Genomic DNA, 24184 nt, shown 5'->3' with positions numbered 1-24184 from the left:
CAGTTGAGCCTTTTTACTTGCCTTTCTGTTCCATCCCCTTGCTCTCTTGCCTCTTTTTAACTAAACCCTATTGATTTAAAAACTCACTTTAAGGGGAACCACCAGCAGAACCACCGCCTGAACGACCTCCGCCGCCACCGCCTCCTCTTCCTCCGCCACCACCACCCATACCAGGGAAAACTCCTCCTCGTGGTGTTGATTGCGGACGCGATCCTGGTGGGAAACTGAGTAATACTCTCTCGTTTCCTGTCAATCCAGACTTAACTTCAGTAAAGTTATTCGCGGTAACGCCGGTTTCAATGCGAGTAAACACAGGTTTGTTATCTGCTCCAGGCACATATACACCTGTGGCATTTTGTTGGCGCACTACCGAGGCGGTTGGCACTACTAAAACATTTTCAACTTGACCGACTTGAAAATCTGCTTCCACATTCATCCCAGACCGCAGTAACCTTTGGGGGTCTGAAAGTGATACTCTCACTTCAAAACTGGTGACATTTTGCTCTACTATTGCTTGGGCAGCGATTTGGCTGACTTTACCTTCAAAGGTTCTTCCTGGGTAGGCATCTGCTTGAATCGAGACTTTTTGACCAAGGCTGATTTTGGAAATATTTGTTTCAGCTAAACTTGCGACAACTTCATTTGTTGAAGCTAGAGACAAGATTGAAGAAGAAGAAGAAGAAGCTACTTCACTACTGGCAGTTGTAGGTGTCACGAAAGCACCGGGATCGGCAAATTTCTTTGTCACTACCCCATCAAAGGGGGCGCGAATAATTGTGTCATTGATTTCGGCTTGGATGTTTTGCAGCGAACCACGAGCAGATGTTACCTGGGCGCGGGCTGCGTCAATATCTTCTTGGCGGCTTCCGGCTTTTGCAAGTGCCAAAGCTTGCTGTCTCTGCTTCACTACGGCTCTTGCTTGCTCGATGTCTTCTGGACGTGACCCAGCTTTTTGCAACCCTAGTGCTTGTTGTGCTTCATTTACACTAGCTTGGGCGCTGTCACGAGTAGCGCGGTTTTGGTTAAGAGTCTGAAGGGATATACCGCCTGCATTGTAAAGCTGTTGATTGCGAAGAAAATCATCTTCTGCTTGGCGGAGGGTGGCTTGAGCGCTTTGCAAGCGTGCCTGTGCTTGGGCAATATCTTGAGAGCGATTCCCTGCTTGTACCTTTTGCAGATTTGCCACAGCTTCGTCTACCGATCCCTGGGCTTGAGCAATATCTTGAGGACGATTACCTGCGATCGCTTTTTGCAAATTTGCCTCGGATTGTGCCAATTGTCCTTGAGCAGAGGTGAGTTGCCCCCGCAGGTTGGAATCATCCATGTAAGCAACAATCTGTCCCTGTTTAACGATATCTCCTTCTTTCGCCAGCAGTGTTTTCAAGATGCCGGAATTTTTCGGGCTGAGGTTGATTGACCGCTCAGGTTTCACTGTTCCGTTCGCTGAAACTGTGATTGTTAAGCTCTGCCTTTGTACAGGTCTTGTCAGCAACCGACGACCAGCTTCTTGTCGGGAAACAACAGCTACTTGATAATAAATTGCATAGCCAATTCCACCCAAAAGACAAAGAGCAATTAGCCAAGAAAGCCAGTTACGTCTGCCTTTTTTTTTCTTTACCTCTGGAATCGAAATTGATGAATCTGACGAATCTACGGTCTTTTGTGTATCAATTTTCATATACCTTCATCTAAAAAGAACGGCTACCAAGCTGGTTATCCACGGCTAAAACTATAGCCTGGCAGCCTTATACTGGCAATTTTTGAGTTTTTAGTGTTTTAGTAAGAATTCAGGAGTCAGAATTCAGAATTCAGAATAGTTAAAGAATCAGGAGAGCATTTGATGAATAAATATACCAATCATTCTAGATTCTGGATAAATTCTGACTCCTGACTTCTGGGTGCTGAATTCTTACGTGTTTTAAAGGTTTATTTGCAGTACCAGCCCACTAGGAAGTCTAAAATAATCATCACGCACTCTGACTAATCTTCCAGCAGGAACAATTTCCTGATTGGGAAGAAGAATATCCCCGTTGGGAAGTCTGAAGTAACCTTGATTACGCAGTCTAACTATGGATCTAGCAGGAATAATCCGCCCATTGGGATATCTGATATCACCATTACCTAGTCTGATTACTCTGCTATAAGGTTGGTTGCCACGGTTCCAATTATCTCGATCTCTACGGTTTCGGATTTCTCCACGATAGGATCTATCGTCGCGGTTCCAATTATCCCGATCTCTAGGATTCCTGACTTCTCCACGATAGGATCTATCGTTGCGGTTCCAATTATCCCTGTCTCTACGATAGGATCTGCCGTCACGATCCCAATTTTGATTGCGATCGCCAATAACGTAGACTTCCGTTTGGGCACTTGCAGGCGCACTCAAAAGAGTGGGAACAACGATCAAGGCAGCAGCAGCTAGCACTATCGATACACGGTTTGGTTTCAACATGGAATCAACTCCTTATTGAGATTAAAGTTATATTCTGCTGAAGTTTGGATTCAGCAATTTTAGACAGCTACTTTTGTTTTGGTATCCATCAAGGTGTTTAATATTTACCTCATCGTATAAATTCATACATAATAATTATTGATCAAAAAGTCCAAATCAATGTATGACGAAAGTCACTAGTAATTCCAGGCTGATATATGACCAAAGTCATCAGTTTTTAATTGCAAGATGAGGGAGAATAATTAATACTTCTATTTTTGGGCTGCATCAACCTCTGACTTCGAATTCGCTTGGCACAAGTCGCTCATTGCCAGTGTCCAATCTTTTTGAATTTAATCTTGGATTGGTGCAATTCCTTGCCAGACAATATCCACAAAACCTTGGACAAATGCTGATACTTCTGTGGCATGGGCTTCAGAATTTAAGCAAGTTCCTATTGGTAAAGTGGCCGTTTCTCTACTGACTTGAGAGGAAATCTGCTCCAAAAAAACATAGTTCATTAGCGATCCTAATAAAATATGAGCCACTGTTTTGGGATCGCAAGGGCGAAGCCGATTTTGGTTTATTTCATCCTCTAGGAAAGCGGTCAGTGCTTGGAAATCTCGTATGGGGCCTGGTTCTTTACCTCCAAGTTCTGGAAATGCATTGCCCCGCGATCGCAACATCACGATCTGAGGCAGCACCTCGTTATAAAATTCCATAATCTGAAGGCAAATTTTGATTAGGTTTTCTTTGAGATCGCCTTTACCGCTCAAAGATTCCAACTCATTAACCCACAGGGGTTTTTCTGGAATTCCCATCGCCGCAAAAAATAATTTTTCTTTCGTTGAGAATCGCTTGAAAATTGAAGCTTCAGAAATCCCAGCCTGTTGAGCAATTTCTAAGGTTGAAGCACCAAATCCTTGTTGTAAGAAAACTTGACGAGCCGCTTCTAAGATTTGCTGATTGGTAATTCTGGGTATGCGAGCCATAAATAAGTAATAACTTACTTATTAATATATTACCTTTGCGATACGTATGTCAAGAACTATTGAATGAGTCAAGATGAACCCAAGCTTTTCAGCCAACAAAAGCTTCTGCTAATACTTCTCCCCCTGCTCTCTGCTCCCTGCCCCCTACTCCCTGCCTTTCTTTGCAAGATTTTACTGCCGTCAAGAGCGCAGATCGTTTAAGCTAGCTGAAAGATTCTTTGATTAGTGGCTTAAAGGCGGTAATGTGCCTAAACATATTCGTTTAATTTCTTTTCTAATGGTCTGTAGTTTGTGGAGTATACCAAAAGCCGCTGACGCGCAGGCATTAATACCCCATACACTGCAACTTGATGGAGCAAAGCTAGAGAAGCAGGGGTTGAGTCTGGCGCAAGAAGCGGCTCAACTAGCCCAGTTTCAACAGGTAGAATTAGCTTTGCCACGAGCGCGGCTGGCTAGTCAACTCGCTCCTAAGAATGATAAGGTGTGGTTGCTCTTAGGTGGATTGCAACTACAAACTAAAGAGTTTGACGGGGCGATCGCTAGTCTGAAAAAAGCGCAATCTATCAACCCTAAAAATGGTGATGTTTTGTTTGCTATAGGTTCAGCTAATTTTCAGCAGAAAAATTACCAAGCAGCTGTTGTCAATTACCAAGACGGTTTGAAGTTAAAACCCAATGATCCAGAAGGGTTGTTTAATTTGGGTAATGCTTATTATCTGTTGGGTAAATTGCCAGATGCGATCGCCCAGTACGATAAAGCCGTCTCTCAAGATAAAAAATTCTGGCCAGCGATCAACAATATTGGCTTAATCAACTACGAACAGGGTAATATCGCCGAAGCGATTAAGCGATGGCAATCTGCTGTAACCCTTGATAAACAAGCCGCAGAACCTTTATTGGCTTTGGCGGTGGCACTGTATACTAAAGGCGATCGCCAACAAGGACTAACCTTCGGAGAAGCCGCACTCCGTATCGATCAGCGCTATGCTAGTTTGGATTTTCTCAAAGAGAATCTTTGGGGCGATCGCCTCCTGTCTGATACGAAAAAATTCTTAGAATTACCCCGTATTCAAGCAGCCCTACAGCGACCAGAAAACTCATCATCAGCCCCTGAACGGCAGCCTGCTCAATAAGAGTGGGGAGCAGGGGGCAGGGGGCAGGGGGCAGGGGGCAGGGGGCAGGTAAAGTAGGGGAAAAAGAACTATTTATTGATTCTTGAGCCATTCCCAATTCCCAATTCCTAATTCCCAATTCCCAATTCCCACTTCCTACTTGCCTAACAGTACCTTTTCGTAGTACATCTATACTAAACTGACTAAATACAGGAACTAATCGCCCAAAAACCTTTGCGGGCGAGTATTCCTGAAATAACTAGTCAATTTTCACTGGTCGTCTGTGGGTAGAAGTGCAATTATTTGGTCAACAAACTGTTGATGGTCAACAACTGGTTTAGAAATGTAGCCATCAGCGCCGCTTTGCTTGAGAAAATTTTCGCGATCGCCTTCCATAGCATGTGCCGTCACCAAAATAACAGGTAAGTTTGCTGTTTTTGGATCGGATTTTAACATCTGTGTAATCTTGATTCCATCAACAGATTTACCTTGATAAACACTTCTAGACAAAGAAACATCCATCAAAATCAGGTCGGCTTCGCCTGATTGGGCAATTTTTATTACTTCTTCTACATTTTCAGTATGTTTTACTCCCAAGCCGCCACGCTTGGACAAAATCTTGGAAAAAACACGAGCATTAATTAGATCGTCTTCGACAATTAAAACAGTTTTCATGAGAATTTTACTTATAGAGGTAGAGGTAGGGAGATTAGGCAATTCAAAATTAAAAATGAGAAAATGCAGTCATGGCAAGTATCCTGGCTATGAAGTCTATACAAATTAAATGGGTAGCAGATTATCATTCGATTAAAACAGCTACTTGCTATCTGTTTCTTTTTTAATAGTGGATGTACACCCTTGTCATCAAGGATGATACTACTGCTTTTTCCTCTATGACTATCAATATTTTGTTAGGAATCCCATTTCATCCGTTATGCTGTGGTTGCTGCAATATTGAGTTCCGCCAGCTTTTGTGTAGTTAAATTTCAGGGAAAAAACTCATGGCAAAACAGTTAAACCTTCTCTCAACGGGACAGGTAATTCCAACAGCCCTGCACACAGAGATGCAACGGTCTTATCTAGAATATGCCATGAGCGTGATTGTCGGGCGAGCGCTACCAGATGTGCGTGATGGCTTAAAACCAGTACATCGCCGCATTTTGTATGCAATGCACGAACTCGGTTTAGTACCAGATAGACCCTATCGAAAATGTGCCCGTGTAGTGGGTGATGTGTTGGGTAAATACCATCCCCACGGCGACCAATCAGTTTACGATGCTTTAGTAAGGCTAGTGCAGGATTTTTCTAGCCGCTATCCTTTACTAGCTGGACACGGTAACTTCGGCAGCGTCGATAATGACCCGCCAGCAGCGATGCGTTACACAGAAACGCGCCTAGCACCCATCAGCCACGAGGGAATGCTGACAGAAATTGGTGAAGAAACTGTGGAATTTGTTGGGAACTTTGATAATTCCCAGCAAGAACCAACGGTGCTACCTGCTCAATTACCATTTCTGTTGCTCAATGGCTGTTCTGGGATTGCGGTGGGAATGGCAACGAATGTTCCACCGCACAACTTAGGGGAAGTTGTTGATGGGTTAATTGCCTTAATCGACAACCCAGATTTGCCAGATGAAAAATTATTCGAGTTAATTCCAGGGCCAGATTTTCCTACTGGTGGAGAAATAATTGGTGAGACGGGAATTCGAGAAGCATACACCACAGGTAAAGGTGGAATTCTGCTGCGAGGAGTTGCAACTCTAGAAGAAATTCCAGCCAGTAGGGGAAGCAAGCGGCGGACGGCAATTATCATTACAGAATTACCTTACCAAGTGAATAAGGCAGCCTGGATTGAGAAAGTAGCAGACTTAGTGAATCAAGGACGCTTGCAAGGAATTTCTGATCTCCGGGATGAGAGCGATCGCGAAGGGATGCGAGTAGTAATTGAACTCAAACGCGATACCAATCCCCAAGAAGTTCTCCAGCATTTGTATCATCAAACTGCTTTGCAAATGACTTTTGGGGCAATTCTCCTAGCAATAGTAGATGGACAACCCCGCCAGTTAAGTTTGCGTCAACTTTTGCAAGAGTTTTTGAGTTTCCGAGAAGAGACGCTAAACCGTCGTTACAATTACGAGTTGGGGAAAGCCCAAAGTCGTGTGCATTTGCTGGAAGGTTTACTCAAAGCCCTATCTAATTTGGATCGGGTAATTGAAATTTTGCGGCAAGCTCCCGATGGAAGTACGGCAAAAATAAACCTTTGTAGCCGACTAGATTTGAGTGAGGTACAAGGAGATGCAATTCTGGCTATGCCGTTGCGTCGCCTCACCAGTTTAGAACAGCAAAATTTGCAGCAAGAATTTGAGCAGATCAGCGAACAAATTAGATTGTTGGAACAATTACTCAACGATCGCCGCGAATTACTCAAGGTGCTGAAAAAAGATTTGCGATCGCTCAAGCGCAAATACAACGATCCCCGGCGGACAAAAATTGGAGAAGAACAGAAGTCTAGGGCAGAAGAGCAGAAGTCTAGGGCAGAGGAAGAGGAACTTAAATTTTCTGAACCGGCAGAAGAAGCGATTTTAGAATTTACCCAACGGGGTTATGTCCGCCGTACCCAACCATCTGGGAGAAAGTCAAAAGCTGAAAATGGTTTGCACGATAATGACTTCATTATCCAAACCGTATTGACTGACACCCAAAAAGATTTGCTAATCCTAACCAGTGGCGGCAAAGTCTACCCTGTGAATGTGGGAGAAATTCCCCCAACTACTGGGCGTTCTCCACGGGGAAAACCTTTGATTACGATGCTCAGTAATACTGCTCAAGGCGCTCAAGAAGCTGTAGTCAGCCGCTTTTTGCTGCCGGAAAATCTCGAAACTCAGCAGATGATTCTCTTAACAAAACAGGGAAGAATTAAGCGTCTGTCTCTGGAAGAATTCACAAACTTGACGCGGCGCGGAATCACAATTTTGAAGCTCAAAGACGATGATGAATTGTCATTTATCCAATTCACCAATCCAGGGGCGCATCTGATTTTAGCTAGTTCTGGTGGGCGAGTGTTGCGCTTTGCAGCCAATGATGAACAATTACCAGTCATGGGGCGCACAGCAATGGGTTTACAAGCGTTTCGACTATTGAGAAATCAGCAAATGGTTGGCTGTGTCACTGTCGGTAAAGATGATCAATTGTTGCTAGTTACTCAAGAAGGATATGCCAAGCGCATGGCTGCGAGTCAGTTAAGAGCAGCTAATCGCGGCGATTTGGGGACGCAAGCGCTGAAATTTGCCAGTAAAACTGATAACTTAGCTGGTATGGTCATAGCAATCGCATCTGGCGAGATAGCTTTAGTGACGAATAAAGAACGGGTTGTGAGAATACCTGTGGAAACAGTGCCGATTTTAGGTAGGGATGTCAAAGGTGAAAGCATTCTTCAACTCAACCGCGATGAAAAAATTATCACTGTTGCGGAAGTGCGATCGTAAATCAGACTGATGTTCAACTTACGACAAGCCAACTTGCAGGATTTAGAGGCGCTAATCCAACTGCGTCTCCAACTCCTGCGGGAGGCTGGCGATATTAAAGGTGACTCTGACACCGCAAACTTAGTAGAAGCAACTCGAAAATATCTTGGCGAAAAAATGCCGTCGGGTGAGTTTTTAGCTTGGGTAGCTGAAGTAGATTGTCAAATTGTTGCCGCTAGCGGTTTGGTATTTTTTCAACGGCCCCCTTACAACGGCAATCTCTCAGGCTTAGAAGCCTACGTTATGAACGTTTATACAATTCCCATGTGGTGAGGACAGGGAATTGCAACAGCATTATTAAAGGAAATTATCAGCTTTATGAGAGCAACGGAGGCAAAACGCCTCTGGCTTCAGGCTACTGAGGATGGTAAACATATCTACGAGCAGCTTAGTTTTGTCTCGACTTCAAAAGAAATGGAAATTCTCTAGTACTAATTTAAATTATTAATAATTATTTCATTTAAAATAACCAAATCTTTGAATATCAAGCAGTGTGTCTAAATTTATCGATAATTATTTCTAATAAAATAATATTGTCGATAAGGCTAAAAACCTAGACGACATTTTTTATGCCTCGGCAAATCTCACTAAAGGCTGATGTTTTAATCTGTACAATTAGCTATCCCTAATTATGTCAAGCTATGGCAACAAAACTATAAAATATGTTGTTTTTCTAAAAATATTTGTTATATTAGTTTACATAAGGCAATAAAGCTTAAGAATTAATCTTGGAGTCAAAACCATGACAAATGCAAGTACAACAAAAGTAACTACTCCAGTAATTGAAGATCGCAATGCTTGGCGCTGGGGCTTTACCCCACAAGCAGAAATTTGGAACGGTCGCTTGGCAATGATTGGTTTTTCAGCAGCTGTTTTGGTTGAACTTTTTTCTGGTCAAGGCTTCCTACATTTTTGGGGCATCCTGTAAGTTTTAATATTCAAGATGACCTATAAATAAAAAAACCTGGAGTGCTAATTCACTGCCAGGTTTTTTATTTGTTTGTCATTTGTCAGTGGTCATTTGTCATTTGTTAATTTACTAATGACCAATGACTAATAACTAATTGACTACCGAATATATTCCTTGAGAACGCTGTTACGATTTGGGTGGCGTAACTTGCGAAGTGCCTTCGCCTCGATTTGACGAATCCGTTCGCGGGTAACGTTGAAAATTTGTCCAATTTCCTCAAGGGTTTTCATCCGACCATCATCCAAGCCATAACGCAGTCTAAGAACATCACGTTCACGGGGGCTAAGACTGTCGAGGACTTTTTCTAGGTCTTCGCGCAAAAGATTTTTGGAAACTTGGTCTTCTGGTGTTTCACCATCGGATTCAATAAAATCGCCCAACCGAGAATCTTCTTCTTTACCAATAGGCGTTTCTAGTGAAATGGGCAACTGGGCGGATTTAGCAATAAACCGCAACTTTTCAATGGTCATTTCCATCCGAGTGGCGATTTCTTCCTCGGTGGGTTTGCGACCCATTTCTTGAGACAGTAACTTAGTAGTTTTCTTAATCCGAGAGATGGTTTCGTAAAGGTGAACTGGAAGACGAATTGTGCGAGATTGGTCTGCGATCGCGCGGGTAATTGCTTGACGAATCCACCATGTAGCATAAGTGGAGAACTTATAGCCTTTTTCGTGGTCAAACTTTTCGGCGGCACGAATCAAACCGAGACTGCCTTCCTGAATTAAGTCTTGGAACGACAAACCACGATTCATGTACTTCTTGGCAATTGAAACCACAAGACGGAGGTTAGATTGCACCATCTTATCTTTCGCTCTACGACCAACATGCAGGCGATAGCGAAAAGCTGGTAAAGGCAGTTGTACAGCTTCTGCCCATTCACTATCTCGAGGATCGCGATCCAACTGCTCTGAGAGTCTTTCCCGCACTCTCTCTAATTCGAGTAAATCGGCGATTTTCCGCGCCAATTCGATTTCTTCGTCTGCCCGCAACAGCCGAATTCTACCAATTTCTTGCAAGTAAAGCCGAATCGAATCTTCTGTGTAATGCTTTTTCTTGCTTTGTGTCCGACGACGCGATTTAGCGGCTTTTCCAGACTTTGCGTCGTCCTCATCAGTCTGAGGCTCTAAAAATTCATCGTCACCTTCATCGATGATAAGCAAGTCCTCTTCATCATCTATTAAGAGTTCTTCTAACTCGAGCTCAGGCTGATTCATTATTTCTAGGTCAGGCTGATATATGCTTTCGAGTACGTTGTTAGCCTGGTTCATGCCGCGTTCCTCATGCTCCTTGCAGAATCAATTACTCAAGATGTGTTTACTGCTCTTTTAAACGAGCCAATTGTCAACCGAAAATAAGTTTTTTGGCAGATTTGCCAGAAATATTTTCGGACATTTTGTACCTCCAACTGGAGGTTTTTTTACTTTAGTTTAAGCCATGTCTAAAAGTGATTTGTTCACCTTAGCAAATGTTATATGTGTTGCTATCACATATTGCTTTCAACTAACTGTTCAAAAAAAATACTCGTCTTTTTCAAAAAATTTGCCACTCTATACTAATGAGTTCAGACTGCTGGCAGATTTTCTTATAAAGACTCTTCCGATTGTAGCCTGTTTCACAGAAATTGCACTCTTTTTGTGTATTAATCATGAATTCTTTCAGCAATTTTTAGCCACTATTACCAAAAAGACATTAAAAACGGGAGTTATACCCTGAAATTTTTCTCTACTTTTCGGAGTTGCAGTGACGCTCTTATTACATTACAAAGTAAGTACGCTTGCTTCTGCCCGATTTCATGTATTTTACACAACATTAATTACTTAGGAAGAGTGCATTATATGTTAACTCAGACGACAAGTATTAATCTACCCATTTTTACATTTCCTTCATAAATTACGCATTCCTGAGATGAAAGCTAGTCTTTCGATTGGGTAAATACAACCAGGGTGGTGGTGTTTGCCTTTAGTTAATTAACCTTCTGCTTACAATTACCTTAACTGAGGAGTTGAGGCTGTGGCAGAATCGACCTGATAGTTGATCAATTTAGGTTTAACTAATTTGGCCTTATTCACACGTTAGCGCACTGTGGCGATTTCAGCCCTATGAAACTTGACAAACTCTTCTTATTGTATACAAGGATATTTTAATCAATTCAAAAACAATTTGTCTTGTGAACTTGCCAGTATAGTCCTATTTCAGGCAAAACTTTATTAGATACATACGATACAATAGCGATCGCTACGGCAGTACATGAAGATATTAACAAGTTTTCAGCCAAATGGTGTGTGCTTCCAGTAGCCATTACCCCGAACATCAAGAACTTAGAACATTACCTGATGATTTCAGTTACAATGTTTGATTGCGTAAACAAATTGTAAATTTAAATACTTTTATTTCAGTAAGTTCTTGTCCTTTGATGATGAGAAATTCTCAAAATACTTATTAATTGCTGTTTGATAGATAGTATTCAGTTATTTTCTTAAAGGATAACAAATGTATTTATAGTTGGTAGACAAAATTGATTAGTTAGTTTATAGCAAAGAGTATTATATTAACCAACTTCCCAATAAAGTTGGTAGTTTGGTGAACATTAGAATATTGAATTTTTGCAAAATATTGACAATATGCAAATTATATGTAGTGTTACTAACTTAAAATTTATGTAAGAGTGACAGATAAATAATAAATTTAGAATTTTTGTATTTATATAGTGCTGATTTAACACTTGTGTGGTAAAAATCTTAAATTCTTTTAATTGGTTGTTAGCGTCTCGTAGAGAGTGGCTTGATTCTGACCAGAGGCAAAGAGTCTCCGGCTTTGCCTTTGTTAGCATGGGGGTAGCCCGTTCTCAATAATATCCCCTGCCTGCGGCGACCCCCTTGAAAAAGGGGTAAAGATCAGAAAAAGCCCCCAAGATCCCATTCTGGTTTCTAAATTCTTTCTCAGAGCAATTTTGGGTATAAAAAAGGTAATGGGTGAAAATGTATCACTCATTACCAGTGTCACAAATTATTGAAGTAGTGTTAGAGAATTGATATTAGATATCTAAATCGGTAAAGTTGAGTTTAGAACCATAAGTTTCGATAAATTCTCGTCTGGGTGCGACGCGATCGCCCATTAAAATTGTAAAGATGCGATCGGCTTCGGCAGCATCCTCAATTTCGACTTGCTTCATTTTGCGGGTTTCTGGGTTCATTGTGGTGTCCCAGAGTTGTTGTGGCATCATTTCACCCAAACCTTTGAAGCGTTGGATGGTGTAGTTGGCGTTAGCGGGGAATTTGGCGATCGCTTGATTTTTTTCGCGATCGCTATAGCAATACTCATGATTACGTCCCCGTTCTACTTTAAATAGTGGGGGACAAGCAATATAAATAAAGCCTTGTTCGATCAGCGCCCGTTGATATCGATAGAAGAATGTTAACAACAAAGTCCGAATGTGCGCTCCATCTACGTCAGCATCCGTCATAATGACTATGCGGTGATAGCGCAGTTGGTTGGAATCGAATTCATCACCTTTGACACCTAAACCGAGGGCTGTAATTAACGATTGAACTTCGTTATTTTTATAAATTTTAGCGTCATCGGTTTTTTCAATGTTGAGAATTTTACCACGTAGAGGCAAGATAGCTTGAGTGCGGCGATCGCGTCCTTGTTTGGCACTCCCGCCTGCTGAGTCCCCTTCCACGATGAATATCTCAGATTCGCTAGGGTCACGAGAACTACAATCTGCCAATTTACCAGGTAATGGCGAAGATTCTAGTACCGATTTGCGTCGAACTAATTCGCGTGCATGACGTGCTGCTTCTGCGGCTTTGAAAGCTTGGATAGCTTTATCTAAAATTGAATCTGCGATCGCCGGATGAAATTCTAGATACTCGGTGAGGACTTCTCCCACCAAAGAATCGACAATCCCCCGGACTTCGGTATTACCGAGTTTGGTTTTGGTTTGTCCTTCAAATTCTGGATCTGGGACTTTAACAGAAATTACCGCAGTCAAACCTTCGCGGACGTGTTCGCCACTGAGGTTAGGTTCATTCTCTTTAATTTTATTGCGCTTGCGAGCGATCGCATTTAATGTCCGAGTCAGAACTGCCTTCAACCCTTCTAAGTGCGTACCACCATCTACCGTGCGAATATTGTTAGCAAAACCTAGCACATTATCCGTGTAAGCATCAGTACACCATTGCAAGGAAACTTCTACTTGTACATTGTTGCGTTCGCCCTGCACATAGATAATTTCTTCATGCAGTGGCTGCTTCTCGCGGTTCATGTAGGCGATATATTCTTTAATCCCACCCTTGTAATCGTAGGATTCTACCTTTGGTGTATCGCTTTTTAGTAGTTCTAAACGGTTGTCAGTAAAGGTAATTTTGACACCTGCATTGAGATACGCCAATTCCCGTAGGCGACCTGATAAAGTGATGTAATCAAACTCAATGCTAGTTGTAAAGATTTGGGTATCTGGCTTGAAAGTGACAGAAGTTCCAGTTCTCGCTTCCTTGTAAGCTTTGGTTTGCAGTTCAGTAACTGGGATGCCGCGTTCATAGCGTTGGAGATGAACCTTTTTATCTCGCCAAACTGTAACTTCTACAACTTCAGATAGGGCATTAACAACAGAAATACCAACCCCGTGCAATCCTCCAGAAACCTTGTAGCCACCGCCGCCAAACTTACCACCAGCGTGTAGTACCGTCATCACGGTTTCTAAAGCTGATTTCCCGGTGCGCGAGTGAGTATCGACAGGAATACCGCGACCATCATCTGTTACAGTCACAGAGCCATCAGCGTTGATATCCACTTCTATATGAGTGCAATGACCCGCCAAAGCCTCATCGATTGAATTGTCCACCACCTCGTAAACTAAATGGTGGAGTCCTCGCGGCCCAGTGGTACCGATGTACATTCCTGGTCGTTTGCGGACGGCTTCCAGACCTTCCAGAACTTGAATCTGATCGGCACTGTAACTGCTCGTCATGTAAACTCTCCTGATGCGTGGGGTTAAACTCGCCTAAAAATAAATAAAAGCAAAAACACTCCAAAATTGTAACACAAAAGCCTTGTTAGCGTCTGTAGGGCATTTTCAAGAGAAGTTTATACTAGGGTTGCACTACCTTTTAATAGGGGCAAAGGTGGGCAGGGGAGCAAGGAAAGAAAACTAATGACCAACGACTAATGACTAATGACTAAATTAATTGTGATTTGTGGGGCGACGGCAACGGGTAAATCGAGTTTGGCTTTGGCTTTGGCGATGCGGTTAGGTTCTGTAATTCTTAGTGCCGATTCTCGTCAAGTTTACCGTGAGTTTGATATTGGGACGGCAAAACCAACTGTGGCTGAACAAAAATTAGTGCCGCACTATTTAATAGATATCTGCGCTCCCACAGACACGATGACAGTAGCAGACTACCAGGAACAAACACAAGCCTTAATTGCTGGTGTTAGTGTTACGCCACTTTTGCTAGTTGGTGGTACAGGCTTATATATCCGTTCCATCGTTCAAGGAATGAAAATTCCGAGAGTCGCACCGCAAATTGAATTGCGATCGCAACTTGAATCTCTTGGTCAACCACAACTCTACGCCATGTTACAACAAGTTGACCCCGTTGCAGCACAAAAGATTCATGCTAATGATTCAGTACGAACTCTAAGAGCAGTAGAGGTATACTATGTTACTGGATATCCCATTTCCGAACAGCAAGGGGAGAATCCGCCGAATTATCCAATTTTGCAAATAGGTTTGGATTGCAACGTTGAAAAGTTGGAGAATCGGATTAAACAGCGTACTGAGCAAATGATAGCAAATGGTTTAGTTGCTGAGGTGGAGTATCTTTGTCAAAAATATGGCGCTGATTTGTCTTTGTTGAATACTTTGGGCTATCAAGAAATCAAGCAATATTTGGCTGGGGATATTTCCTTAAATGAAGCGAAAGAATTAACAGTTTTGCATACGCGGCAATTTGCCAAGCGGCAACGCACTTGGTTTCGTGCATATCCGCAAATTGAATGGTTTGATGCCGATGATCTTGATTTATTTGATAAGGTTTGGCATCGGATAAATGAGTTTACAAATTGCGCTAATTAGTGAGATTTGTTGCTCATGTAAAGACGCAAAGATTTTCGCGTTTTTACATGAGTGTCCTAGAGAGTTTCGGGATCGATGCCCATAGCTCGTAGCCGTTCTGCTAAAATTTGGGTGCGTTGTTCACCTTGTTCGGCCCGTTGTCGTTGCTGTTCTGCGCGTTCATCTCCAGTTAACAAAATATTACCATCTTGGTAGCACCAGCGTAACCAAGTATCCTGTCTATCTTCAAATTTACCTTCCCATAAAGTTATACCTAAACCAACTTGTTCTAACCAAGTTTCTGAAGTCTCAAAGTAGCGTGTTCCTCTAAGTTCATAAACATGCAGGATTTTTTCTGCTAATTGCTGATTTGGGTCATATACGATGTAGTAACTAGCCCGCATGTGTTCATAAATTTTCAGTTTTTTGCCCAGTTCATCACCTTCTTTATTAGAGACAATTTCGAGGACAACTTCGGGAGGTTTGCCAAAACGCCAAACCATATAGCAACGATTTTGTTTCTCCCACCAATTTTCAGGTACTTGGACATCTAAGCTGAGAAAGACATCAGGCACAATTGCAGGCTGTTCGTCTGTATGGTAAATACCGACATTAGCGGCTGCTAAAAAAATCTGCTGCTGTAGAGAACTGTAAAGAGAGCCAATTAAAAGGCGTTTCTGTTTGGAAGTAGCAAAATTATCTAAAGTATCATTTTCAGTGATTAGCTGGTTGGCATCTGGCACATAGTAATCATCATCATTGATTAGAACTTGCTGAACCATCACTTTATATAATATTTGAGAGTGTTATTTATAAATGAGTTGATTTAAGCTAATAGAGGCAAAATAGCTTTGTCTATTTTAATTGAAAGTTTGCTTAACTTAGATAAAGTTTAATATAAATTATATCTAATAAGTAATATTTATATTACCTAATAAGCTCATATCTAAAAAAATAATTTTTGGATTCATAGTAAAGATAATTGTTTTGGCTCAAATGGATTTTCAAAATAACGAATTAGTTGATTTTTTGGAGTTTCAAATAGCAAACCTTCAGCAAACGAAGCATCTTCCTGAACACGAACTCCATATTCAGGATCAGTAAATGTTGAAATATTATTTTTATATATCTTGGAAACGGCAAAAAATACGTTATTACCTAAATCTAAAATCATTGGCTTTTTGCATTGTTGCATTGAACGACTGTTTTGCCACCAAAATCGACAAGCTAATCCTTCTACTGACTCTGGAAACCATACAGGTGGTTGAGGATTATCAGAAAAAGCATGATTTTTTTTTTGATGCCATGTTACTCTTTTCCATCTTGGTTGTTTATATTCATAATAAACTTCTTTAGCCCCATGTTTCTTTGAATCTCTAAAATCAATAAACTGTCCTGTGTGAATATTTACTTTCCATCCGTAATGTTTCATTGTTTCACAAAAATTATCTGCTTCTCGATAAGAATCAAATTTCTTTGAACCTTCATCATATCGCCTAGAGTCACGAATTTTATACCACTGGACTTCGTAATAAGTATTTAACTCATATTGATCAAAGGTAATTAGCTTTTGCTGACCTTTTAGATGCCAAATCCATAACAAATTGTTATAAGTTTACTCTCTCTCTTTAATTTCTTCACCCTTAAGGTAAGAGTTTTGAAATTCCCAAACACGCCCTGTAGAATCAATAGCGTCAGCACGATTTTGATTTATATAAACTTCTATTTGACTAGGGGGAAATAGGGATTTCCACTCTCTATGCCATTCTGACTCGGCAGAGTACCAGGCACAATCATATTTAGCCTTATGTGCCCAATGCCACATTTTCACTGAGCCACATTTCGCAATTACTTCATTTCCACACTTAGGGCATTTCCCTAGTTGTCCTTTTTTTTCGACTTTTGAACGAATATAGTTTTCAGTAATCGCAATTAACATAATTTATTCAGTAGACAATGTGTTTTACTGCTTTAGTATAACTAGTACGATCGCCTGATATGGTTTGTAGTGAAATGGCCTATTTTCTAAAGTGTGTTTACAATTAATCAAGTAACCCTAAATCTTGCAACAATGATTTGTATCCATGCAATAAAGCCTGCAATTCGCTATGACACACACAGCCGTTAGCATCCCCCAAGCCTATATTCAAGCCATTAAGCAGAAGAAGTAATTGCAATTTTAAACAATCTGTAAACATCTACCTTGAACTTTAAAAATCTATGCTTACCCAAGATAAAAAACAACGCAACTGGAAACCCATTCTCAAAGCATTCGAGGCTGTCCTTGGCAAAAATGGCGTAGTACAACGCCGCGAAGAACTCATTACCTATGAATGCGATGGTTTAACTGGTTATCGCCAACGTCCGGCTGTGGTGGCGTTACCTAGAACTACAGAACAAGTTGCCCAAATTGTAAAGATATGCAATCAATACTCTATCCCCTTCATCGCACGCGGTTCTGGTACTGGTCTATCTGGCGGCGCTTTACCAGTAGAAGACTCTGTTTTGATTGTTACTTCGTTAATGCGGCAAATCCTCAGCATTGATTTGGAAAATCAACGCACAGTTGTTCAACCAGGGGTGATTAATAGTTGGGTAACACAAGCAGTAAGTGGTGCTGGATTTTACTACGCTCCTGACCCATCCAGTCAAATTATTTGCTCTATTGGCGGGAATATTGCCGAAAATTCTGGTGGCGTACATTGTCTGAAATATGGTGTCACTACTAACCACGTTTTAGGATTAAAAATTGTCACGCCAGAAGGGGAAATTGTCGATTTAGGCGGACAAATTCCAGAAATGCCCGGTTATGATTTAACAGGTGTATTTGTTGGTTCTGAAGGTACTTTGGGAATTGCTACAGAAATTACTTTGCGAATTCTTAAAAGTGCAGAATCAATTTGTGTACTTTTGGCAGATTTTACGAGTATTGAAGCTGCGGGAGCAACTGTTTCTGACATCATCAGCGCTGGAATTATTCCCGGTGGGATGGAAATGATGGATAATTTTAGCATCAATGCTGTTGAAGATGTTGTTGCAACTAATTGTTATCCCCGCGATGCTACTGCCATTTTACTAATAGAAATTGACGGTTTAGAAGTGGAAGTTGCAGGAAATAAACAGCGAGTTATTGAAATTTGTAAAAAGAATGGGGCACGAAATGTTACTTCTGCTACTGACCCAGAAACCAGATTGAAATTATGGAAAGGACGCAAAGCCGCTTTTGCTGCTGCTGGACATTTAAGCCCAGATTATTATGTACAAGATGGGGTAATTCCTCGAACTCAGTTGCCTTATGTTCTGCACGAAATTAAGACATTAAGTGAACAATACGGTTATCCTGTTGCTAATGTATTTCATGCTGGCGACGGCAATCTTCATCCGCTAATTCTTTATGATAATTCTGTGCCTGGAGCATTGGAACAAGTAGAAGAAATGGGTGGAAAAATTCTCAAACTTTGTGTCCAAGTTGGTGGCAGTATTTCTGGTGAACATGGCATCGGCGCAGAGAAAAGGTGTTATATGCCACAGATGTTTAGCCAAGTTGATTTAGAAACTATGCAATGGGTACGGCAAGTTTTTAATCCTAAAGGGTTAGCAAATCCTGAAAAGATATTCCCCACACCACGGACTTGTGGTGAAGCAGCAAATGCATCGGCTGTGAAGCAGTTTGAAGGAGTGGAAAGGTTTTAGGAGATGCGATGAATCGCGTCTATACATGAATTAAGAGTTTTTTATCGTTCCTAATCAGAGATTGGGAACGATAATTGAAGGTGTGAACTTAATGGGAAAACACCCAGATTGTAGTTCAAGACGGTTCAGTTAAGGCTAAATTCCTTTTTTAAATTCAATTTCTTTAACGAACCGCAGAGGCGCAGAGGACACCGAGAGAAGAAAGAAATGCTTAACTGAATTGTATTTCATGGAATTAAAAATAGCGAAAATTGTCCGTTAGGGCACATTTATTAATTTATATGCTGACGTAAAATCGTCATTTGTTTATATAACCCGGAAGATTATAACTTTATTTTGTAGTTATATATATTCCGATCGCACTAGGTCACGCTTACAAATGAATCGGGTTGTTCGCCGTTATATTTATTACTTACTGTGTTTGGGATTAGCAGTTATTTTAACAGTCTCTTCAATCTCTTCACTCCCGGTTTATTCCCAAAAAATCAGTCCTTTAACTACAGAAATTCGCGGCGTTTGGATCACTAATGTTGCTAGTGGTGTGCTATTTGTCCCCTGGGGGATTAACCGTGCTATTAACCAATTATCATCTCTCAATTTTAATACTATTTATCCTGTAGTTTGGAACCGAGGACATACTTTTTATAAAAGTGCTGTAGCTCAGATGACTACAGGCTCGGATTCTCAACCTTTTCTTAAGTTTATGCACGGTGGACAAGATGTTTTAACAAAGATAGTGACGCTCGCTAAAAATAAAGATTTGAGAGTCATTCCTTGGTTTGAATATGGGTTTATGACACCGCATTATTCACAATTAGCAAGGCGTTATCCCGACTGGTTGACGATTGGACAAGAAAGTGTATCTATTTCAGATGTGCCACCAGAAGAAATTGATAATAGTTTAGTAAATAAGCTGGCTTGGTTAAATCCCTTACATCCACAAGTGCAAGAGTTTATTCAAGGGTTAATTTTAGAAGTAGTCAGAAATTACGATGTGGATGGCATTCAATTTGATGACCATTTTGGAATGCCTGTACAGTTTGGTTACGATCGCTTCACTATTGAACTCTACCAGCAAGAGCATCAAGGCAAAAGCCCCCCTGTCAACCCTTCTGACTCAGAATGGATGCGTTGGCGAGCAGACAAAATTACTGATTTTATGGCAGAAATCTATCAAGCTGTCAAGGCTGTTAAACCCAAAGCCAAAATATCTCTATCTCCCAACTATCAAGCTTTTGCCTACAAATATTATTTGCAAGATTGGGAAAATTGGGTAAAAAAAGGTTTAGTTGATGAGTTAATTTTACAAGTATATCGAAATGACAAAAGCTCTTTTGTGGCTCAACTAGAACTTCCATCGATAAAATTGGTTCAAAGTCTAATTCCTGTAGGCATTGGTATATCAACGGGAACAGCGCGTAATCCTGTGAAAATGGCACAAATTAGAGAACAAGTTCAGGTAGTGCGCGATCGCAATTTTGATGGCATCTCCTTTTTCTACTGGGAGAGTCTCTGGGGTTACATTGTACCGGAATCGCCCCAACAGCGACGCAAAGCTTTTTTTGAGATGTTTAATGCTAGAACTGTCAGACTATTAAAACCAAAAAAACTTTGATTTTGTCATTTGTCATTCCCAATTCCCAATTCCCCAGTACCCTTAATGTCATTCGCGCCGGAAAATACTAGATTTAGCTTTACATTACTGTGGACTGTCGCTACTTGTGGCGGTTTTTTATTGAGTTTACTCTTTGTTGAAGTTGGCGAAAAGCCGGATATTGGGCTAGTAGAGGCAGCTATCGGCTCAATTGCGATCGCACTTCCTCAAGGTTGTCTTCTCAAAGAACCTGTCTTCTGTATCAGGTGGATTTTGTCAAGTCTTTTGGGTTGGTGTATCATCACCGCGATCGGTATTGGTGCGGTAGGCTGGATAGTACCTAGCACTCAAATCCTTCCCGTGAGAATCTTGTCAGGAGCAATTTATGGGGCATTTGGCGGCTTGGGGATCGGGTTAGCGCAATGGCTGGCAATTCCTCAGGCGACGGCGTGGCGATGGATATTTGTCTCCTCAGCAAGTTGGGCTGTTGCTGTCCCTGTAGGTTCTGCTGTGGGGATGATTTCGCACCACTTAACGCAGTTATTCTTAGGCGAAGTTATGGGATTAGCTATGACTTGGCTGCTGGTTGGTATCCTTACGGGAATGAATGCTCATAAATTGCGATCGTAAGTTTCCACTCCCCTGCTTGTTTTGCGGGAACATTAAACAAATTATTAAGAATAATAAACTTATTTAATATATACTGATGATTGTACTTAGGTATATGCGAGAATTCTGAAAAAGCTATCAAAAAATAAGATTCAGAAAGTTTGCCTTAACCTGCAAATGTATTTTCGCCTTCAAAAAGCAGGATTTGTTAAGCTGACTCCTATTAGCTTTCCTAGATTTCTGACAAGAAGTAAAGAAAGATCAAAATTTCCATGAGCAACAGCTGACAATACTTTGCTATAGGCGCTGAAGTGCATCTACTACAAGCGTAAAGATAAGAGAGCGCCTAGAAGAGTCAGTCTATACCAGAAAGGGACTCTCGCATGAATATAAATCCACCAGAATCAACTATGGAGTTGACAAAATTATCGCCCCCTGAAATTATTTTCGGCACAGAAGTAGATGAGAAAAGTAGTAGTGAGCAGTTTCTACTGAGCATGTACGATTCTGTGCAAGCATCAATATTTGTAATAGATGTTTTAGAAGATGGAGATTTTCAGTATGTGGCACTTAATCCTACTCATGAGCGGTGGATAGGCATTCGCTCAGACGAGCTTCGGGGCAAAAAACCAGAGGATATTCTTTCTCCCATCGATGCTGCTAGGGTGCGTCAGCATTACGCAGATTGTGTGCTATTTGGGAAAACGATTTCCTACGAACAATGTTTGCAATTTCAGGGGGTTCCGACTTGGTGGAGTACGACTCTCACGCCGCTAAGGGATGCTAACTCCCGAATTTATCGACTGGTTGGTACTAGTAGCAATATTACTCCTGTGAAGCAAGCCCAAGAAGCAGTGGGACTCCAGGTTGAAAGGGAACGATTGCTAGAAGCGATCGCCGGACGAATTCACCAATCTGTAGAATTAGAGACAATTCTCCATCAGACAACAATTGAACTGCGACAGTTCTTAAATTGCGATCGCATTCTAATTTATCGCTTCGAGGCTGACAGCAGTGGGGTAATTATTGCCGAATCAAGCGTGGCTGCAAGCGATTCACTCTTGGGAAAAAACATCACCGATCCCTGCTTCAATGGCAAACATCCAGAACACTATGGGCGAGGTTGCATTCAAGTTGTTGAAGATATCTATGCAGCTGGCTTACATCCTTGCCATATAGAGTTTCTAGCATCTTTGCAGATCAGAGCCAATGTAGTTGTGCCAATTTTCAAAGAGCAAGATATGTGGGGACTATTGATTGCCCAGCATTGCCAAGAATCTCGTCAATGGCAGCAAACAGAAACAGATTTACTCAAACAGCTAGCAACTCAAATTGGCATTGCTGTGCAACAAGCAGAACTTCGTCAGCATCTGAAGGATCTCCAAGCCAAGTCGGAGTTGCAAAAACACAAGCACAAAAATCAGTTGCAGAAGGTACGATTTGAAGCCTTGGTGCGACGGATGACAGAACAAGTCCGCGATAGTCTGGATGAAACTCAGGTGTTGCAGATAGTAACTCAGGAATTAACAGAGTTACTCAACCTTGATCGTTGTCAAATTGAACTCTACAGTAGCTGTCAAACCCTGGTAACGATTGCCTACGAATACAACATTAACCTACCTCAGTGTCAAGGATTGACTAGACGCATTGCAGACCGTCTGGAAGTTTATCAGCCCTTGCTGCAAAAACAACCTTTGCAATTTTTGGAAATTGACCCTGGATGGCCACAGTTGTTGGTTATGTCCCAGATGGCTTGTCCCATTTTCGATACTCAAGGAATTTTAGGAAATCTTTGGTTAACAAGACCATCACAAGAGGCATTTGATGAATTTGAAATTGAGTTAGTGCAGCAGGTTGCCAATGAATGCGCGATCGCAATTCGCCAAGCTCAATACCAACAAACTCAGACACAAGTTAAAGAATTAGAAAATTGCGATCGCCTCAAAAACCAATTTCTCAGAAACCTCTCCCAAGAACTGCGAACACCCATAACTAGCATCAGCCTTGCAGTCCAAACCCTCGAAAGTGTCCTTACACCAGCCGAAATATTAGAGATAGAAATAGTTCCACAACTCTTGCAGATTCTGCATAACGAGTGTGCCAGAGAAAACAAGTTAATTAACGATTTACTCACACTCACATATCTCGAAGCCGAACCCGAACCCCCAACTTTGATTGCCATTGACTTACAAAGCTGGCTTCACCCCATTGTCGAATCTTTTCGAGACCTTACCAACTGTCAGCGACAAGAGTTAAACGTGAGTATCGATCATGAACTCCCACTTTTAGAGACAGATATCACAGATATGGAGAGGATTATCACCGAACTACTTAACCATGTCTGCAAATATACCCCAGCAGGTGAGTCTGTCACAGTCTCTGCTTACCAAAGAGGGAATGCAATAGAACTTAATATTAGCAATTCTGGCCTAGAGCTTACCAGCAGCGAACTGTCACAAATCTTTGAGCCTTTCTATCACCTTTCCAAACATGATCCTTGGAAACATAGCGGCACTGGACTGGAATTAGCGTTAGTGCAGAAAATGGTCAGACATTTAGGTGGTTCACTTTATGTAGAGAGTGGAGCCGGTCAAACCAACTTTACGATTAAATTCCCTCTTTAATTCGTTTTTGGTGCGGCACTATCTAAATTGTCAGAAGTCTGCTATGATAGTTATTCGTGTGGGTGACTAGCTCAACGGTAGAGCAGTAGACTCTTAATCTATTGGTTGCGGGTTCGATTCCCTCGTCACCCACCTTTAAAGTATTTTCAAAGCTTGACAAAAATCCTCTTCACAAGAATTTGACCAATTTTGCAGCAGCGACGTTACAAATAAAGTTATCGTGATAACAACAGCTTCTCTCTTTGTGACCAACACAGAAGTGAAGGTTAAAAACAAAATTGTTGTCGTTACCACAGCTTATCCATTGTAACGAAAACTTATGCGATCGTTAATAACACAACTTGTTTCGTTCAGAACGCTTATCTGTTCGTTAACAACACAAGTTGTTTTGTTCAAAACGCTTATGTTTTTGTTACCACAACTTAATATCAAGTTCGGGTGATTACTTATAATAAAACTTCTCAATGTAGGTTGGGTTGAACGGCAGTGAAACCCAACATGAACAAGGATCAAGCGTTGGGTTTCGTTCCTCAACCCAACCTACAGATGTTATAAGTATTTAACCGAACCTGATATTA

Annotated in this window: 19 protein-coding genes and 1 tRNA gene; 11 read left to right on the top strand and 9 right to left on the bottom strand. The window is 41.4% G+C overall.

All coding sequences use genetic code 11. The annotated features are described in order from the left end of the window. Positions 1–88 precede the first annotated feature (88 nt). The 3 genes from VB732_RS25150 to VB732_RS25140 all read right to left on the bottom strand — a co-directional run bounded on the left by VB732_RS25150 (position 89) and on the right by VB732_RS25140 (position 3423). Positions 89–1678: an efflux RND transporter periplasmic adaptor subunit gene (locus VB732_RS25150; protein ID WP_323233616.1), complete on the bottom strand. Its 1590-nt coding sequence runs from the start codon at positions 1676–1678 to the stop codon at positions 89–91. Positions 1679–1918: 240 nt separating this feature from the next. Then, the gene (locus VB732_RS25145; RefSeq protein ID WP_323233615.1) at positions 1919–2452 is read right to left on the bottom strand and encodes a hypothetical protein; all 534 of its coding nucleotides are present in this window, start codon (positions 2450–2452) and stop codon (positions 1919–1921) included. A 332-nt stretch (positions 2453–2784) separates the two neighbouring features. After that, positions 2785–3423: a TetR/AcrR family transcriptional regulator gene (locus VB732_RS25140; RefSeq protein ID WP_323233614.1), complete on the bottom strand. Its 639-nt coding sequence runs from the start codon at positions 3421–3423 to the stop codon at positions 2785–2787. A gap of 244 nt (positions 3424–3667) precedes the next feature. Between VB732_RS25140 and VB732_RS25135 the strand changes: the two genes are divergently transcribed. Then, a complete protein-coding gene (locus VB732_RS25135) occupies positions 3668–4555 on the top strand; it encodes a tetratricopeptide repeat protein (protein WP_323233613.1) in 888 nt (295 codons plus the stop codon). Between the two features lie 249 nt (positions 4556–4804). Here the strand turns inward: VB732_RS25135 and VB732_RS25130 are convergent, their stop codons facing one another. Then, positions 4805–5209 carry a response regulator gene (locus tag VB732_RS25130; protein ID WP_323233612.1) on the bottom strand — a complete coding sequence of 135 codons (405 nt, stop codon included), beginning with the start codon at positions 5207–5209 and terminating at the stop codon, positions 4805–4807. A 326-nt stretch (positions 5210–5535) separates the two neighbouring features. On the opposite strand from VB732_RS25130, the gene gyrA reads away from it, so the two are divergent. The 4 genes from gyrA (at position 5536) to VB732_RS25110 (ending at position 8986) form a co-directional block, all read left to right on the top strand. Next, positions 5536–8019 carry a DNA gyrase subunit A gene (gene gyrA / locus VB732_RS25125; protein ID WP_323233611.1) on the top strand — a complete coding sequence of 828 codons (2484 nt, stop codon included), beginning with the start codon at positions 5536–5538 and terminating at the stop codon, positions 8017–8019. Positions 8020–8028: 9 nt separating this feature from the next. Further along, positions 8029–8331, top strand: coding sequence for a hypothetical protein (locus tag VB732_RS25120; RefSeq protein WP_323233610.1), 303 nt, complete (start codon positions 8029–8031; stop codon positions 8329–8331). Between the two features lie 9 nt (positions 8332–8340). Beyond that, positions 8341–8487 (top strand): hypothetical protein, encoded by a 147-nt coding sequence (locus tag VB732_RS25115; protein ID WP_323233644.1) that lies wholly within the window; start codon positions 8341–8343, stop codon positions 8485–8487. A gap of 313 nt (positions 8488–8800) precedes the next feature. After that, entirely contained in the window at positions 8801–8986 is a 186-nt protein-coding gene (locus VB732_RS25110) for a chlorophyll a/b-binding protein (protein ID WP_012412586.1), read from the top strand. 140 nt (positions 8987–9126) lie between these two features. Here VB732_RS25110 and rpoD read toward each other — a convergent pair whose 3' ends face one another. Together rpoD and gyrB are read right to left on the bottom strand one after the other, a co-directional pair. Beyond that, positions 9127–10296 (bottom strand): RNA polymerase sigma factor RpoD, encoded by a 1170-nt coding sequence (gene rpoD / locus VB732_RS25105; RefSeq protein ID WP_094346204.1) that lies wholly within the window; start codon positions 10294–10296, stop codon positions 9127–9129. Between the two features lie 1766 nt (positions 10297–12062). Then, positions 12063–14000 (bottom strand): DNA topoisomerase (ATP-hydrolyzing) subunit B, encoded by a 1938-nt coding sequence (gene gyrB, locus VB732_RS25100; protein ID WP_323233609.1) that lies wholly within the window; start codon positions 13998–14000, stop codon positions 12063–12065. Positions 14001–14204: 204 nt separating this feature from the next. On the opposite strand from gyrB, the gene miaA reads away from it, so the two are divergent. Continuing rightward, positions 14205–15107 (top strand): tRNA (adenosine(37)-N6)-dimethylallyltransferase MiaA, encoded by a 903-nt coding sequence (gene miaA / locus VB732_RS25095; RefSeq protein ID WP_323233608.1) that lies wholly within the window; start codon positions 14205–14207, stop codon positions 15105–15107. Between the two features lie 56 nt (positions 15108–15163). On the opposite strand, the gene VB732_RS25090 is transcribed toward miaA, so the two are convergent. The 3 genes from VB732_RS25090 to VB732_RS25080 form a co-directional block, all read right to left on the bottom strand. Then, positions 15164–15868: a Uma2 family endonuclease gene (locus VB732_RS25090; protein ID WP_323233607.1), complete on the bottom strand. Its 705-nt coding sequence runs from the start codon at positions 15866–15868 to the stop codon at positions 15164–15166. A gap of 185 nt (positions 15869–16053) precedes the next feature. Further along, a complete protein-coding gene (locus VB732_RS25085; protein WP_323233606.1) occupies positions 16054–16689 on the bottom strand; it encodes a hypothetical protein in 636 nt (211 codons plus the stop codon). Between the two features lie 12 nt (positions 16690–16701). Further along, on the bottom strand, positions 16702–17025 hold the full coding sequence (locus VB732_RS25080; RefSeq protein WP_323233605.1) for a competence protein CoiA family protein: 324 nt from the start codon (positions 17023–17025) through the stop codon (positions 16702–16704). A gap of 281 nt (positions 17026–17306) precedes the next feature. Here VB732_RS25080 and glcD point away from each other — a divergent pair, with 281 nt between their 5' ends. The 5 genes from glcD (at position 17307) to VB732_RS25055 (ending at position 23738) form a co-directional block, all read left to right on the top strand. Continuing rightward, complete coding sequence (gene glcD / locus VB732_RS25075) at positions 17307–18779, top strand: glycolate oxidase subunit GlcD (RefSeq protein WP_323233604.1); 1473 nt, start codon at positions 17307–17309, stop codon at positions 18777–18779. A gap of 379 nt (positions 18780–19158) precedes the next feature. Further along, on the top strand, positions 19159–20394 hold the full coding sequence (locus tag VB732_RS25070) for a glycoside hydrolase family 10 protein (protein WP_323233603.1): 1236 nt from the start codon (positions 19159–19161) through the stop codon (positions 20392–20394). Between the two features lie 45 nt (positions 20395–20439). Beyond that, positions 20440–21003 (top strand): hypothetical protein, encoded by a 564-nt coding sequence (locus VB732_RS25065; protein WP_323233602.1) that lies wholly within the window; start codon positions 20440–20442, stop codon positions 21001–21003. 362 nt (positions 21004–21365) lie between these two features. Then, positions 21366–23606: a GAF domain-containing protein gene (locus tag VB732_RS25060; RefSeq protein WP_323233601.1), complete on the top strand. Its 2241-nt coding sequence runs from the start codon at positions 21366–21368 to the stop codon at positions 23604–23606. A gap of 60 nt (positions 23607–23666) precedes the next feature. Further along, positions 23667–23738: transfer RNA gene (locus tag VB732_RS25055), tRNA-Lys, on the top strand. The last annotated feature ends 446 nt before the right edge of the window (positions 23739–24184 follow it).

Source organism: Nostoc sp. UHCC 0252, from assembly GCF_034931145.1.
GTDB lineage: Bacteria > Cyanobacteriota > Cyanobacteriia > Cyanobacteriales > Nostocaceae > Nostoc.
Note: the sequence above shows the minus strand (reverse complement) of the source record. Positions and strands in the feature narration are given on the sequence as shown.